The sequence below is a fragment of the Ruegeria sp. BE10 genome (assembly GCF_056538905.1).
Map to the genome: position 1 here is coordinate 51081 of NZ_JBQFTX010000012.1, position 14880 is coordinate 65960.

The window sequence follows — 14880 nt, forward strand, 5'->3', positions numbered from 1 at the left end:
GTCGTCTGCGTTTAGCGAGGCGGGAACACAAGTAACCGTCGGCGTTGGCGAGGACCGTGCTCCTTGGAATTGTATTGCTTACAGTGATGGCGCGACAGCTGGTATCGAGTTCCTTGGCGACGAAGGCGCTCTGTGACCAGTTTGGTGCGTAACTGAGTACGGTTGCGCAGCACTGACTCGCTCTGTGTAAAGCTCGACTTGGTATGTAGAATAACCACCATCGTATTCGCTGCCCTTTACCTGTTGGCGTTGTTTGCTTTTTTGACGGGTACATATGTCTGGTTGGGACAAGCCGGACCTGCCAGACCTGTGTGTAACGATTAAAACCAGCAAGAAACCCATTATCGCCGCGATAGCAGGTCCCGAGATGGGTGGTGCGCTGGAGATCGCGCTTGCCTGTGATTACCGTGTCGCCACGCCGGATGCATTTATGGGGCTGCCCGAGATCAAGCTGGGGCTGCTGCCAGGCGCCGGGGGCACCCAGAGGCTGCCACGGATTGCCGGGCTGGAAGCGGCAACGCAAATGATCCAAACGTTATCGACTAATCTGAACATGCCTATATGCCGATGCTGATGACGGCGGAAAATGTGGCGCGGACCTATGGGATCAGTCGTGACGCCCAGGATGAATACGCTGCACTTTCCCAAGGTCGGACGGCCCGGGCTCAGGCCGCTGGCACCTTTGATGACGAGATCGTTCCGATCACTGCGATAAAGCGGGTCAAGAATCGCGAAACCGGAGAGGAAACCCTGGAAGAAGTGACCTTGTCAAAAGACGAAGGCAACAGACCGGGTACGACGGCCGAAACACTCGGGGCATTGAACCCGGTTGTCGAAGGAGGCGTGATCACTGCCGGAAACGCAAGCCAGCTTTCTGACGGGGCCTCGGCTTGTGTGCTCATGGAAGGCAAAATGGCTGAGCAGCGGGGCCTCACACCGCTGGGTATTTATCGCGGCATGGCTGTTGCAGGAAACGCACCGGAAGAGATGGGGGTCGGCCCGATCTTTGCAATTCCAAAGCTGCTGAAGAATGCAGGTCTTCGCATCGAAGACATCGGCCTTTGGGAGCTTAACGAAGCCTTTGCCTGCCAGGTTCTGTATTGCCGTGACCATCTTGGGATCGATCCCGAAATCTACAACGTGAACGGCGGTGCAATATCGATTGGCCACCCCTACGGCATGACAGGTGCGAGACAAGTCGGGCATGCTCTGATTGAGGGGAGGCGTCGTGGCGTGAAATACGTGGTGACCTCCATGTGTGTCGGCGGAGGCATGGGCGCCGCAGCACTGTTCGAAGTCGCCTGACCCCACTGAAATTAGTTCAAGCAGAGCGTTATCTGGTTGAGACATTGACATTCTGTCATCTGCGAGGGTCGCCATCTGCAAGCCTGCGTTTCATGTCGACCGGAATTGGTGATACCTCCTGAGGCGTTATGACCAATGTCGCGCCAACGATCCTTTCCACGGTTTCCAGCCAGTTTGTCGATGACTGGCTGGTGGCGCTGAACGCCCTGTGCCCAGAGGCGCAGATGGCGTCGCTGCTTGGCCGGTCCGGTCTGAACGCGGATACGCGCTCGCCGAATGGTCGCGTCACGCTGGATCAGATCGTTTGCCTCTATCAACTTGCGGCAGTTGAGACCGGTGATGAGATGATGGGGCTTTGGAGCAGACCCGTCCGGCCAAGGGCCCTACAACACCTTCTGACGACTGTCAGAGAGGCTACGTCTCTGTCATCGGCTCTTTACCGGTTTTCGACCTTCTGGAACTTGCTGTTGGATGACTATCAGTTTGATCTGGATGACGCTGACAGCGCGTTGGTGCTGACTCTGAAACCACAAGGCGAAGTGCCACTTCAACGGTTTGGGCATATGCTGATCCTCAAACTTGCCCACGGGCTCATGTCTTGGCTGGCAGGGCATGAGGTTCCGGTTAAGGCCGTAGATTTCGCGTTTGAGCGCCCGGAGTTTGATCAGGATTACGCGATCATCTTTCCGGCACCGATCCGGTTCGGCCAGCCCGCCACCGCGATCTCGTTCGATCCGAGCGCACTGGGTCCAGTGCAGGCGCGCAGCACATCTGATCTTGACCGGTTTTTGCAAAACGCACCGCGAGACTGGATCTTTACATCTTCGCGCGAACATACCCAATCGCTGCGGGTGCGCACCTATCTGGGTCAAACGGGATGGGACGCGGCGACCCTGACCCAGACAGCATCCGCAATGCACATGACCCCGCGCACCCTGATCCGCAGGTTGCAGGCGGATGGCACATCGTTTCAGGCGATCAAGGATGCCCTGCGCCGCGACATCGCGATCCGCGACCTGCAGGCGGGGCGCAAAAGCGTCGAGGCCATCGCACATGATGTCGGATTCTCCTCGGCTGCCAATTTTCACCGGGCCTTTCAACGCTGGACCGGCAGCACCCCCAGCTCTTATCGCAGGATGCAGACGTAAAGCGCCTGTTTTGTCACTTTTGGACAATGATCTGTCAGCGCACGAGATAGAGCTTAGCGGGCTGACTCGCTAAATCTTGCGGCAGAAAAGCATTCTCAGCTGAAGTTTCGCCTTGATAGCTCATCAATCCGGCCATTCATGGCTGCGGGTTTGTGGCGTCAAATGAGAATAATCGTCCTAGAAAGGATCCACCAATGTCAGACAAACTCAACACCATACTGCAAGCCGCACGCGACCACGCCGAGCAAGTGGTCCTGCCCAATGTGGACGCCTGGAACACCGCCAAGACATGGCCCCGTGATGCGTCCGACAAAGCCGGGGCCGCCGGCCTGACGGGCCTCTACGCCCCCGAAGAGTTTGGCGGTCAGGGCTTGCCGCTGGCAGAGGGCATTCAGGTCTACGAACAGCTGGGGCTCGGAGATGGCGCTTATGCCTTTGCCCTGTCGATGCATAACATCTGTACGTTCGCGGGCTGTGGTTATGGCACAGATGCCTTCAAGGAAAAATGGGCACGAGACCTGACCTCTGGCCGCAAACTGGCGAACTTTGCACTGACCGAACCGCAATCCGGATCGGATGCCACAAACATGTATTCGCGAGCCGTGATCAATGACGACGGCACATGGGCGATCAGCGGTGCGAAGGCATGGGTCAGCCTGGCGACCGAGGCTGATATCTATTTCACCGTGGTCAAAACCAGTGACGCACCCGGCCACAAGGATATGGCGATGATCGCCATTCCCGCCGACGCTCCGGGCCTCAGCTTTGGTCCGCTCTACGACACCCCGTCCTACAACTTCCTGCCTCTTGCCGAGATGTACATGGACAAAGTCGTGGTGAGTGAAGACAACATCATCCTGCCCATTGGCCAGGGCCTGCAAGGCTCACTCATGGCAATCGATATCGCCCGTGTGTCGATTGCGTCAGGATGCTGTGGATTGATGCAAGCTGCCTTGGATACGGCGCTGTCCTATTCCAAGAACCGCAAGATGTTCGGTGGCAAGAACCTCGATCTGGACGGGATCCAGTGGATGCTGGGCGAGGTTGCGACCGATCTTGAAGCCTCGAAACTGCTGTACCGCAAGGCGGCAAAGGCCCTTGGCACGCCCGAGGGCCCACTGATGGCCGCCCATGCCAAACGGTTTGTGCCAGATGCCGCAGTGAAGGCTGCAAATACCTGCACGCAAGTGCTGGGCGGCATGGGGCTGTTGCAGCCTTATGGTCTGGATCGTTTGTCCCGTCTTGCACAAATGCTGCGGATCGTGGACGGGACAACCGAAATCAGCCGTGTAGTTATCGGGCGGGCCCTGCAAAAACGAGCGGCGTCCTTGCCTGATCTGCCAGTACCGAAAGGATTTGGTGAGACTGGCTGAACATTCCAACCTGCCGGAGAAACGGAACCGACCTGAAAATCTTCTCAGAGAGCGGTAAAATTGAAAGACCAGCCGCGCATATGCGGCCGGTTACTCGATATTGCAGACCTTGGTGCAACCGCAGCGAATTCAACCTTTGTCCACATTGCTGACATTCGCTGCAACTGCATTTTTCGTAATTGTGCACGTTCACGCAGTGCGAACAATGCAGCCAGCGCCTGATCAACAAAAAGTGCGTGCCAAGGTGTAACTTATCATCGCGGCCATGGCTTGGCACCCGCTGCCTCCCTCTCGGGACATTGTTGCCGCAATGCCCTGCCGGGAAGTGGATGATGGGCGCGGATCACGGTGCTGTCGATCATTTGCAGATTGTGAGGAACGGCTCTGCTTTGGTTCAAAGTATCCATGATCGACTCCCATAGCATGTCGGACAGGTAAAGACCTGACAACACCGCTTCGGCGGATCAATAATTTTGCGCAAAACCGCTTGATTGGGAAGACCTCGTTACCGAAGTCCTGACCCTAACCGACGTTTTGCTCGGTGACGATTTCCCCAAACCTGTCAAAAAACTTGGCTGAAAGTTTTTTTGCAGTCCCTGCAATCAACCGGCTGCCCAATTGCGCTATTTTTCCGCCGATTGTGACCTTGGCAGTATAGGATAAAACCGTTTCCTCGCCCTCCGTGCTAAGATTGACATCCGCACCCCCTTTGGCAAAGCCCGCAGCGCCACCTTTTCCTTCACCAGTCAGGGAAAACTCATCCGGAGCATTGGAGTTGTCCAACGTCACTTCGCCGCTGAACCGAGCCTTGACGGGGCCGATTTTGAGCACAACTTTGGCCTCCAAATGCTCGGGAGAATGCTGGATCAATTCCTCACAACCGGGAATGCACTCACGCAACACATCCGGATCATTTAGCGCTCGGTACACGACGTCACGCGGAGCAGAGATTCGGATTTCGTCATTTAGTTCCATTTGAGAGTCCTTTACTCAACAGCATCTTGGGAAAACGCGAAGTGCGGTCTCGGTCGCCTCTTCCGGGGTCTGTTCCGGCTTCACAGTCCGAAAGGACTGCAACCATTTACGCCATTTTTTCATCATGCGATGTTTCCTTGGAATTGTCTGAATTCCGCCAGAGGATGATCTCGGCGAGGATCGAAAGGGCGATTTCGTGCGGGTCGATTGCATGGATATCCAGACCGGCCGGTGACTTGAGCCGGCTGGTCTGCTCGACGGTCATTCCCTGCACTTCCAACCTCTCGCACAACACCTTGGCCTTTCGGTGGCTCGCGACCATCGAAACGCGTCGTGCTGGTGATTCAAGCGCAGATTTCAGCGCTGCACCATCGCCCTTCCCCTGTGAGGCTACCACCGCGAAATCGCGTGGTTCAACCCCCAATGCGCTTAGGTCATTGGGATCAAAACCGATGAATTCCACCGAGCTTTCTGAACCTTCAGGCAAGCAAACACGCAATCCGGTCAGCGCCGCGTGAGCGGCAAGCGCGTGTGCAATCGGAGACTCTCCGAAAATGATCAGGCGCGGGGCGTGCTGATAGGGTTCGATCAGCAAATCGACCGTTCCGCCCGAAGGACAACCGCTTTTGAAGGTCTCAACACCATCCGGGTCTGTCATCGCCACTACCTTTTCCGAAGGTTTCACGCGGATCATTTTCGGAATTCCAACCGCAAGTGCCTCCTGCGCCGATGCGCGTACGACGCGCTGCACGCACGCTCCACCCAGGTGCCCAAAAATACACCCGTCCCGCGTGATCACGGCCTTGCCACCTGCCTTGGCCGAGGTTGCGTCGGCAGTTCGAAGGACAGTTGCCACGCAAAAGGCGTCACCCTTTTGACGCAACTCCTCAATCGTGTCGAAAATGTCGAAACCTGCCATAGCCGTGTCCTTTCACAGTTTTCGGAATTCGGGTTCCAACGCCGACAGCGCGTCGAGCGTGTTGGCCGGTAAGTGCGCATCCAGATACGGCTCCGCAGCCTGCATGGCAGCAGCAATGGGCTGATAGTCTTTCCATCCTTTAAGAGGATTCAGCCAGACGATCCGCCGCGCCTTGCGTCGAACCTGAGCCAGCGCTTCTCCCAAGGCTTCAGGTGACGAGCTGCAATAGCCGTCCGAGAGGATCAAAACGATCGTCCGCCCGTTCAATGCCCGGGCACCGTATCCGTTCAGAAACTTCTCAAGGCTTCCCGAGATGTCGGTACCACCGCCGAACCCTTCGGCCATGAGTGATAGCCGTCCAGCCGCGCGCAGTGTGTCGTGATCGCGCAGTGCATCAGTCACACGCATCAAACGCGTGTGGAACAAATAGGCGTCTGCCTCAGCTCCACTACCGATCAATCCTTTCAAAAAGGCCAAAAAGACCCGCGAATAGACAGCCATGGAACCGCTGACGTCACACAAGGCCACAATCCTCATTGGGCGTGATGGGCGAGCGCGGCGATACAGATCCATCGGCTCTCCTCCTCGTGCAAGGCTGGCGCGTTGAATCCGGCGCATGTCCAAAGCAGAGCCCCGCAGAGCTTGCTTTCGCCTACGCGAGCGGCGGTCGCGGATGGCGCGTGCGATGGCGGTCGCGACCTGTTCCGCCTGCCTCAGGGCGTCTTCATCCATCAGTTCGCGCAAATCCCGGCGCGACAGGTTGGCCGTACGGGTTGCGATTAGCTTCCCGTCTCTCCCCACGGCCTCCCCATCGCCGGTATCAGGTGCGGCGGCCTGATCCGTGCCAGTCTCGGATTCCTGACTATCCTGGCTCTCTTGCTGCCAGATCATCGGCTTTGCAGATTGAACCCGCACATGCGCGGTTTGGGCGGTTCCCGTGCGTTGCTTGCCAGTGTTGAACCAATAGGCTTCGAACAAATCATCGAACCGCCGCCAATCGTCGACGTCGCCAGCCAGCAACGCGCAAAGTGCCTGCTGGGCCTGTCTGACATCCGTCGCCTCAACCGCCGCCAGCGCACCCAATGCGTCCCCCGTTTCAGCCGGACCAACTCGCATCCCGTTCATACGCAAATGTTCGATGAAGCCGGACATGCGATCCGACAGACCAGATGCGCGAGAGGGGAAGCGGGTGACCTGCATCACGCCACCTTTCCGATCAGGCGATCCATCACTTCAGGCGGAGCTGCGTCATAGTCGGCTGCAGTTTTCAAAAGACAAACAAGGGTTGCCTGAACGTCTTTGCGGGACTGCGCCATGTCGTTGACGCCCAGCCCTGAAAGAGCGGCCGCCCAGTCCAGCATCTCGGCGATGCCGGGGGTCTTTTCCAAGTCCTCTTTGCGCAGCGCCTGCACAACGCTAATAATCTGGCGCGCCAACAGCCCTTCGACTGCGGGCATGCGAGCTTTCAGGATCGCCATTTCCGTTTCACGCGATGGGTAGTCGAGGAAACTATACAGGCACCGACGCCGCAGCGCGTCCGACAGGTCCCGAGTGCCATTCGCCGTCAGAATCACGATGGGCCGCGAACGCGCCTTGATGGTGCCGAGTTCAGGGATCGTGATCTGAAAGTCCGACAAAATTTCGAGCAGATAGGCCTCAAACTCCTCATCCGCCCTGTCGATTTCATCAATCAGCAGAACAGGTGGTTCTTCTTCGCTGATTGCTTCCAGCAAGGGTCGCTTTAGCAGATAATCATCGTTGAACAGCTGCGCTTCGCTGGTGCCACCCTGTGCCTCGCTTGCGCGAATAGCCAGCAACTGGCGCTGGTAGTTCCACTCATAAATCGCGTGGCTGGCATCGAGCCCTTCATAGCACTGCAACCGGATCAACCGCGCGGCGCGCTGTGCTGCCAACGCCTTGGCAACCTCGGTTTTACCGACCCCAGCCGGGCCTTCCAGCAGCAGTGGACGCCCAAGCGTCTGCGCCAGATGCAACGCCATAGCCAATCGGTCGTCGGCAACATAGCCCACCTCGGCGAGGCCTTGCTGTATGTCCTGCAAGCTCATGCCATTCTCCCGGATTGCCGCCGCACCAAGTTTCGACGCGACGGCCTTTCCTGTTAGCCGTGCATTCCAAGACCATTGGCGATCTTCCAGATGCGCCAGTGATCATGCGGCATGTGGCTTTGAACAAGGCCAAATGGGCGGAAAGCATCATGCACCGCGTTCGAGAACGCAGGCACACCGCCGACATTCGGGCTCTCGCCCACGCCCTTGGCACCGATCGGGTGATGCGGAGATGGCGTCACCGTGTGATCAGTGGTGTAGTTGGGCGTCTCCCACGCGGTGGGCAAGAAGAAGTCCATCAACGTACCGGTCTTGACGTTGCCCATCTCATCATAGGCGATTTCCTGACCCATAGCGATGGCCAACGCCTCGGTCACGCCGCCATGGACCTGACCTTCGATGATCATGGGATTGATCCGGGTCCCGCAATCATCCAGCGCATAGAACTGCCGGACCTCCCATTCGCCGGTATCGACGTCGATCTCCATGACGCAGATATAGGCCCCGAACGGGTAGGTCATATTCGGCGGGTCATAGTAGCTTACGGCCTCCAGACCGGGTTCCAGCCCCGGAATGGCCTGATTATATGCGGCAAAGGCGATTTCTTTCATCGTCTTGAACCGCTCAGGCGCACCTTTGACTGAGAACCGATCCACGTCCCACTCAACGTCGTCGTCATGCACTTCCAGCAAGTAGGCTGCGATCATCTGCGCCTTGGCGCGGATTTTGCGGGCGGCCATCGCCGTTGCCGCGCCGGCCACGGGTGTCGACCGAGACCCATAGGTACCAAGCCCATAAGGCGCGGTATCAGTGTCGCCTTCTTCCAGCGTGATGTCATCGGCAGGCAGGCCGATCTCGCTGGCGATGATCTGAGCAAAAGTCGTAGCATGGCCCTGACCTTGGCTGATCGTCCCCAGCCGTGCGATGGCGGAACCGGTTGGGTGAATCCGGATTTCGCATGAGTCGAACATTCCCAACCCAAGGATATCACAGTTCTTGACTGGTCCAGCCCCGACGATTTCGGTGAAATGCGTCAGACCGATGCCCAGCAGTTTGCGGGTCTTTCCGGCTTTGAAGCCCTCGATCCGTTGCGCCTGCTCCGCCCGCAGACCATCATAGTCCACGGCCTTCAGCGCTTTGTCCCAAGCGGTGTGATAGTCACCCGAGTCATATTCCCATCCCAGCGCGGACTGATATGGGAACTGATCCTTGCGGATAAAGTTGATCCGGCGTAACTCGGCCGCGTCCATGTTCAGCTTGATGGCCAGAACCTCGATCATCCGCTCAATGAAATACGCAGCCTCGGTCACCCTGAACGAGCAACGATAGGCGACACCGCCCGGTGCCTTGTTGGTGTAAACCCCATCCACAGCCAGATAAGCGGTGGGGATGTCATATGACCCGGTGCAGATGTTCATGAACCCGGCCGGGAACTTCGTTGGGTCGGCACAGGCGTCAAATCCACCATGATCTGCTGTGGTATGGCACCAGAGACCAGTGATCTTGCCATCCTTGGTTGCAGAGATCTTGCCCTGCATCCAGTAGTCGCGGGCAAAGGCGGTAGACATAAGGTTTTCCATCCGATTCTCGACCCATTTCACCGGTTGACCGGTGACAATAGAGGCTACAACCGAGCAGACATAGCCCGCATAAGCACCAACTTTGTTACCGAAGCCGCCACCGATATCAGGGCTGATCACCCGGATATTGTGCTCGGCGAGACCAGAGATCAGCGACACTACAGTTCGGATCGCGTGCGGGGCCTGGAATGTACCATAAAGCGTAAGCTTACCGGTTACCTTATCCATCGAAGCCACACAGCCACAGGTCTCCAGCGGACATGGGTGGGTCCGGTGGTAATAGACCATCTCTTCGGCCACGACATCCGCCTCACCCAGCACGGCTTCCGTCGCATCTTTGTCGCCCTGTTCCCAAGTGAAAATGTGGTTGTGATGCTTGCGCGGGCCATGGGCGCCCTCGGTCTGACCCGCAAGGTCTTCACGCAGTACAACGTCCGATTTCAGCGCCTCGAACGGGTCGGTCAGAACGGGCAGTTCTTCGTAGTCAACCTCGACCAGTTCTGCCGCATCCGCTGCGATGTATCGATTTTCAGCAACGACATAGGCGACTTCTTGGCCCTGGAACAGAACCTTGCCATCGGCCAGCACCATTTGCTTGTCACCTGCCAGCGTCGGCATCCAATGCAAACCCAGCGGAGCCAGATCCTCGGCTGTCAACACAGCAACAACGCCGGGCACGGCCAACGCGGCCTCTTTGTTCACACTGACAACGCGGGCATGAGCATAGGGCGAGCGGACAAACGCGCCAAACAGCATCCCGTCCAGCTTGATGTCATCGACGTAGTTGCCCTTGCCTTGGGTAAAGCGCACATCCTCGACGCGTTTGCGCGAGCTACCCATCCCTTTGAGATTGGCGGCGCGTTCTTCGGGGGTCATGGTTTGATCGTTCATTCCGCGGCCTCCTTCTGAGCGTTCAGCATGTCAGCTGAGGCCGAGATCGCCTTGACGATGTTCTGGTATCCGGTGCATCGGCACAGGTTGCCAGCCATACCAAAGCGGATTTCTTCCTCGGTTGGGTTCGGGTTTTCCTGCAGCAGACGATGCGCGCGGGTGATCATGCCCGGCGTGCAGAAGCCGCACTGCAGCCCGTGATGTTCGCGAAACATCTCTTGCAAAACGCCAAGGCTACCATCGTCATTGGTCAGCCCTTCGACGGTTGTGATATCGGCCCCGTTCACCTGCGCCACAAAGGTTGTACAGGACTTGACGGACTTGCCATCAATATCCACGGTGCAGGCCCCACAGTGACTGGTTTCGCATCCGATATGAGGTCCGGTGATTTTAAGATCTTCCCGCAGGAAGTGGATCAGCAGCGTGCGCGGCTCGGCCAGACCTTCGACCTGCTTGCCGTTCACGGTGAGTTTGACGTGCATTTTTGACATCGTTGTTCCTCCCTTCAACTCGCGCGACTTTGCGCACGGTCGATGGCGCGGCGCAGCATCACGGCGGCCACGTGTTTCTTGAATTCGATGGGACCGCGGTTGTCAGCCACCGGGTCAATTGCGTCGAGCATTGCGGCGACGCAGCCGCTGACGTCTCCGTCGGCCAGCGCATTGCTTGCGCTTTCGGACCAGATGGGCGTGTCCGCAAGGTTGGTCATCGCGACCGAGGCCTGACCATTGCCAACCATCACAGCAGCAGCGGCTGTTGCATAGTCGCCGATCTTGCGCTTCTGCTTTTCGTAGGCTTGACCTACACCGGTACCCGGAACGGGGATCGAAATACGGGTCAGGATTTCCTCATCCTCACGCGCGGTGAAATAGGCAGCCTCGTAGAATTCCCGTGCGGCAACACTGCGGGTGCCATCAGGGCCAGACAACTCAAACGTGGCGTTCAGGCACTGCATCAAACCCGGCATGTCGTTGCCTGGATCACCATTTGCAACATTCCCGCCAACAGTGCCCAAATAGCGCACTTGAGGGTCGGCGATCTGCAGAGCCGCCTCGCGGAGCAATGGAATGGCCGAAGCCAGATCGTCATGGGTGATCAACTCGTGCTGGGACACCATCGCGCCAAGCGTCACGGTGTCGGATCCGACCTCGATGCCTTTCAATTCGTCAATCGCCTGCAGATCAACCAGATGGCTCATCTCGGCCATGCGCAGCTTCATCATCGGGATCAGGCTGTGCCCGCCCGCAATGACGCGCGCCTCGTCTCCGTGTTCCTGTAGAATGCCGATGGCCGTGGCGATGTCGCCTGGCCGGTGATACTCAAAACCGGCTGGTATCATGATTTTTCCTCCCTGGGTCCGAGCGGTGTGCCTTGGGGAACCTGCGTAGTAGGAAAGAACGTGTGACTTAATGCTTCCAGCGATCGGAAACAGGTCGCGCGGCTTGTTTCACGAAATGCGAATAGGCTGCATGAACTGCGATCAGAGGCCCAGAGCCTCGCGAATGTCCGTCAGGCGGGACCGGCTGACCGGCACTTTGGTCAACGCGTCGACCCCGTCAAAATAACAGGTGCCGTTGTCCTTGTGACGTTCAAAGCTAGAGACGTGTTTGGGGTTCACCAGATAGCTGCGATGGGCGCGCAAAAACCCGTCTGGTTTCAGGCGGTTTTCGGCCTCGGTGATCGACCAAGGACAGAATAGTTTTTCAACACCCATATAGAGAACAGTATAATGCCCCTCGGCCCGGATGGCGGCAACGCTGGCGGGTTCCGTGAAATATGTCTGGCCTTCACGCTCGAACGGAACACCGGCGCGCAAGGTTGCGGGTTCCGGCGCGCGTTCGGGCGCCAACTTTTCCTTCGGTTCGATGAACGAGATCCCGGTCAGCAGAAAAGCTCCGCAGATCAGGAAAACAGAAACGGTGACGCCCATCGCCAGAACCTGATTGTCCAGCGCGGGCCCCGCACCGCCGGCGGCGTCACTTGCCACAAAATCGGTCAGACCGGTCGCCACAAAGTGCATAGTAAAAACGGCCAACCCAAAGCAAACTGTGCCCAGCAGAATATTGCGTTGCGTGCGGTTGCCATAAGCAACCCAAATAGCCGCGACCGACAGGATCACCGAGGCCAACGTCGCCAGAGCTACGTCCAGAACATTGTATACGGGGCGGCATAGCTGCATTCCCGCCATGCCAATGTAGTGCATCACCACGATGCCCAGCCCCACGATCACCCCCGATCCGATCATCGTCTGAGGCGTACGCGGACGGAAATGCAGCAACAGCAGCGCCAGCCCAACCATCAGGATCGCTACAAGCGCAGAGATCAGAGTGATCAGTGCGTCGTAGTAAAACAGTATCGGCAGTTGCAGGCCCAGCATGGCAACGAAATGCATCGACCAGATACCGCCGCCCAGAATGACCGCCGCCAGAGCGACGACAAGCTTGCGGCGCTGGCTATCCAGCCGGGACGCGCCATGCGTCAGATAAAGGCCGGTAAATCCGGCCATCAGCGCAACGGCCAAAGAGGCCGCGACAAGCCAGGCGTTGTGCGAATAGTCCAGCATATAGGTGTACACGCCCTCCCCAGCGCGTGTCCGACGTTAGCAAACTGAAATTCCCGGCACAATCTACTCTGACCGGACTGCAGTAGCACGCGCAGAGGAATTCGAATCAGTCTCAGTGAGGCTAGCAAAGCTGTCCTGTGTCCGGCACTGAGTTCGCGCCATTCGGCAGCAGCGGCGGAACGTGTCTGCACGAAAGTGTCCTGGCTGAAGCGGGATCGCTCTTAGTTAAAGTGGTTGCAGTTCTAGACATGAAAGGTGGCGATTACGGTACATTCCATTCAAATTGCGTCCAAGCAAGCTTCGCCGCTGCAGATATTTTGCCTGCCTCCTACTGCTACCGACCTATCCGGGCGATCACGATTTAGAGTTCGCGCCAGACCGGAGCAAAGATCCAGTGAGCCCAAAGGCTACGTGACCAAATAGGTGCGAACGCGTTTGAACACTTCGCGAATACACTGTCCATCTTCGGATCATTATATCGCCTTGCGACCCGTCGCACGTGCCTTGTTGTCCAGATCCCAGCCCGTGCCTCAACTGGCCCCTTGAGGAGTTTAGCGCGGCTTGGGAGGATTTCTTGGATCAATCCCGAAAGCGCCCCCTTATCGAATAAGGTGATCTTTTGCAGTCCAAGTGAACATCGGGTTATGGCTCGTCACGTCCGGGAGAGCTTTATGAGTGAAAAAGAACGCGATGACCAATAGGGCTGTAATGCTCGACTGCGTTATATTGAATAGCGCGGCGATTGGGTTGATTACCCCTGCCCTATTCCTTGGCTTGGCAATTGAATCCGACACCTTGCATCGCTGTTCGACGCCGACAATTACACGTAAGGAACACTGCGCGTAGATGGGTTCGCTAGACTGGGCTCCTTCGGGCCCTCTACAACCTGCTTAGGACCCTTCAAACAGATCTAAAGTGGTCCGGTAAGACGGTGAACCAGACGCCTTAGAATCCGATTCCTTTAAGGCTTGAGGCAAATTTAACTCAAAAATATTGACACTCTCTTGAAGTGGTTGATAAACGGTAAAAAAAAGAAGTACTCCCTTAAAACGAGTATAAAAATAATTAGTTTAAGGCTCTTGAGCAGTTATGTTTGATTTTAATTTACCCGAGCACGATCTCGGGGAATCCACCGCCTTTGCGCGGGCTCCAGCCTCTGCACCAAGTGTCTTTTTTGCCGTGGCAAAACGTGCGTTTGATCTTGTCCTGAGCGTATTTGTTCTGTTGCCTCTCGCGGTGTTTTTTGGAATCGTCCTGCTCGTCTTGAACCCAATTTGGAACAAGGGGCCTCTATTTTTCTCTCAGGAGCGTATGGGGAAAAACTGCGAACCATTCACAGCATACAAGTTTCGCAGCATGCGCCCGGCCAAGAAAATTGAACGGAGTGCTGATTGCCCGTTGGAAGAAGACAGAATTACCCAGCTTGGTCGCTTCTTGCGCAAGTCCCGCATTGATGAATTGCCGCAAATCATCAATGTTTTTAAAGGTGAAATGAGCTTGATAGGCCCTCGACCGGATTACATCGAGCATGCCCGAGAATATATGTCGCTTATACCCGGATACCAGGCGCGTCACCTTGTGCGCCCCGGAATCAGTGGTTGGGCGCAGGTTGAACTTGGGTATATCGAAGGTACAGATGCGACACGCCGAAAAGTACAGGCAGATCTGTACTACATCGCAAATACCGGGCTGATCATGGAAGCTTGGATCGTGTGGCGCACCATTTCGATCATGCTACGCCGAAGCGGAGCTTGAGCAATCTCCGTCGGTAGAGGCTTTCGGAAGATCCAGATTTTTCCAGCGATCAAAATCTGAGACGCCTGCCGCAGATCAGGCAAGCTGATCAAGCTTGAAGAAAGTCAGGAAACTATGACCTTCTGCCCTTTTCGAAGGGGATATGGATTGAGCATCACTCAACTTTTAGGTGTTTTTAAAATGCCCAAAAATTGGGTATCAAACTGTCTTTTTACAGAATTGCCACAAGGTGTTTTGTGGATATTTTTTTGGCGGTTTGTTTCGGGACGTTTGTATTGAAAGTTGTTAGTGAGGCGCCGATCGAA

At 56.6% G+C, this 14880-nt stretch carries 12 protein-coding genes and 2 pseudogenes; 5 read left to right on the forward strand and 9 right to left on the reverse strand.

What is annotated here, in order from left to right; translation table 11 throughout:
- The first annotated feature begins 274 nt into the window (after positions 1-274).
- The 4 genes and pseudogenes from ACR0M2_RS20080 to ACR0M2_RS20095 all read left to right on the forward strand — a co-directional run bounded on the left by ACR0M2_RS20080 (position 275) and on the right by ACR0M2_RS20095 (position 3826).
- The gene (locus tag ACR0M2_RS20080) at positions 275-574 is read left to right on the forward strand and encodes an enoyl-CoA hydratase/isomerase family protein (protein ID WP_480706802.1); all 300 of its coding nucleotides are present in this window, start codon (positions 275-277) and stop codon (positions 572-574) included.
- Positions 559-1305 (forward strand): annotated as a pseudogene (locus tag ACR0M2_RS20085) (acetyl-CoA C-acyltransferase); the annotation flags it as partial. The gene ACR0M2_RS20080 and the pseudogene ACR0M2_RS20085, both read left to right, overlap by 16 nt.
- 128 nt (positions 1306-1433) lie before the next feature.
- Positions 1434-2453 carry an AraC family transcriptional regulator gene (locus ACR0M2_RS20090; protein ID WP_480706804.1) on the forward strand — a complete coding sequence of 340 codons (1020 nt, stop codon included), beginning with the start codon at positions 1434-1436 and terminating at the stop codon, positions 2451-2453.
- A gap of 194 nt (positions 2454-2647) precedes the next feature.
- Entirely contained in the window at positions 2648-3826 is a 1179-nt protein-coding gene (locus tag ACR0M2_RS20095; RefSeq protein WP_480706805.1) for an acyl-CoA dehydrogenase family protein, read from the forward strand.
- Between the two features lie 317 nt (positions 3827-4143).
- Here the strand turns inward: ACR0M2_RS20095 and ACR0M2_RS20100 are convergent.
- The 9 genes and pseudogenes from ACR0M2_RS20100 to ACR0M2_RS20140 all read right to left on the reverse strand — a co-directional run.
- Positions 4144-4248, reverse strand: a pseudogene (locus tag ACR0M2_RS20100) (IS5/IS1182 family transposase); the annotation flags it as partial.
- 100 nt (positions 4249-4348) lie between these two features.
- Positions 4349-4801 carry an SRPBCC family protein gene (locus tag ACR0M2_RS20105; RefSeq protein WP_170352094.1) on the reverse strand — a complete coding sequence of 151 codons (453 nt, stop codon included), beginning with the start codon at positions 4799-4801 and terminating at the stop codon, positions 4349-4351.
- Positions 4802-4907: 106 nt separating this feature from the next.
- Positions 4908-5720, reverse strand: coding sequence for an XdhC family protein (locus tag ACR0M2_RS20110; protein WP_480706806.1), 813 nt, complete (start codon positions 5718-5720; stop codon positions 4908-4910).
- Positions 5721-5732: 12 nt separating this feature from the next.
- Complete coding sequence (locus ACR0M2_RS20115; RefSeq protein ID WP_170352092.1) at positions 5733-6920, reverse strand: vWA domain-containing protein; 1188 nt, start codon at positions 6918-6920, stop codon at positions 5733-5735.
- On the reverse strand, positions 6920-7786 hold the full coding sequence (locus ACR0M2_RS20120) for an AAA family ATPase (RefSeq protein WP_170551244.1): 867 nt from the start codon (positions 7784-7786) through the stop codon (positions 6920-6922). Before ACR0M2_RS20120 ends, ACR0M2_RS20115 begins: the two co-directional genes overlap by 1 nt.
- A 53-nt stretch (positions 7787-7839) precedes the next feature.
- Positions 7840-10257 (reverse strand): aerobic carbon-monoxide dehydrogenase large subunit, encoded by a 2418-nt coding sequence (locus tag ACR0M2_RS20125; RefSeq protein WP_480706808.1) that lies wholly within the window; start codon positions 10255-10257, stop codon positions 7840-7842.
- On the reverse strand, positions 10254-10748 hold the full coding sequence (locus ACR0M2_RS20130) for a (2Fe-2S)-binding protein (RefSeq protein WP_093963851.1): 495 nt from the start codon (positions 10746-10748) through the stop codon (positions 10254-10256). The genes ACR0M2_RS20125 and ACR0M2_RS20130 overlap by 4 nt, the downstream gene beginning before the upstream one ends.
- 14 nt (positions 10749-10762) lie before the next feature.
- Complete coding sequence (locus ACR0M2_RS20135; protein WP_480706810.1) at positions 10763-11596, reverse strand: FAD binding domain-containing protein; 834 nt, start codon at positions 11594-11596, stop codon at positions 10763-10765.
- A gap of 141 nt (positions 11597-11737) precedes the next feature.
- Positions 11738-12820 (reverse strand): MHYT domain-containing protein, encoded by a 1083-nt coding sequence (locus tag ACR0M2_RS20140; protein ID WP_480706812.1) that lies wholly within the window; start codon positions 12818-12820, stop codon positions 11738-11740.
- Positions 12821-13909: 1089 nt separating this feature from the next.
- Here ACR0M2_RS20140 and ACR0M2_RS20145 point away from each other — a divergent pair.
- The gene (locus tag ACR0M2_RS20145; protein ID WP_170379880.1) at positions 13910-14575 is read left to right on the forward strand and encodes a sugar transferase; all 666 of its coding nucleotides are present in this window, start codon (positions 13910-13912) and stop codon (positions 14573-14575) included.
- The last annotated feature ends 305 nt before the right edge of the window (positions 14576-14880 follow it).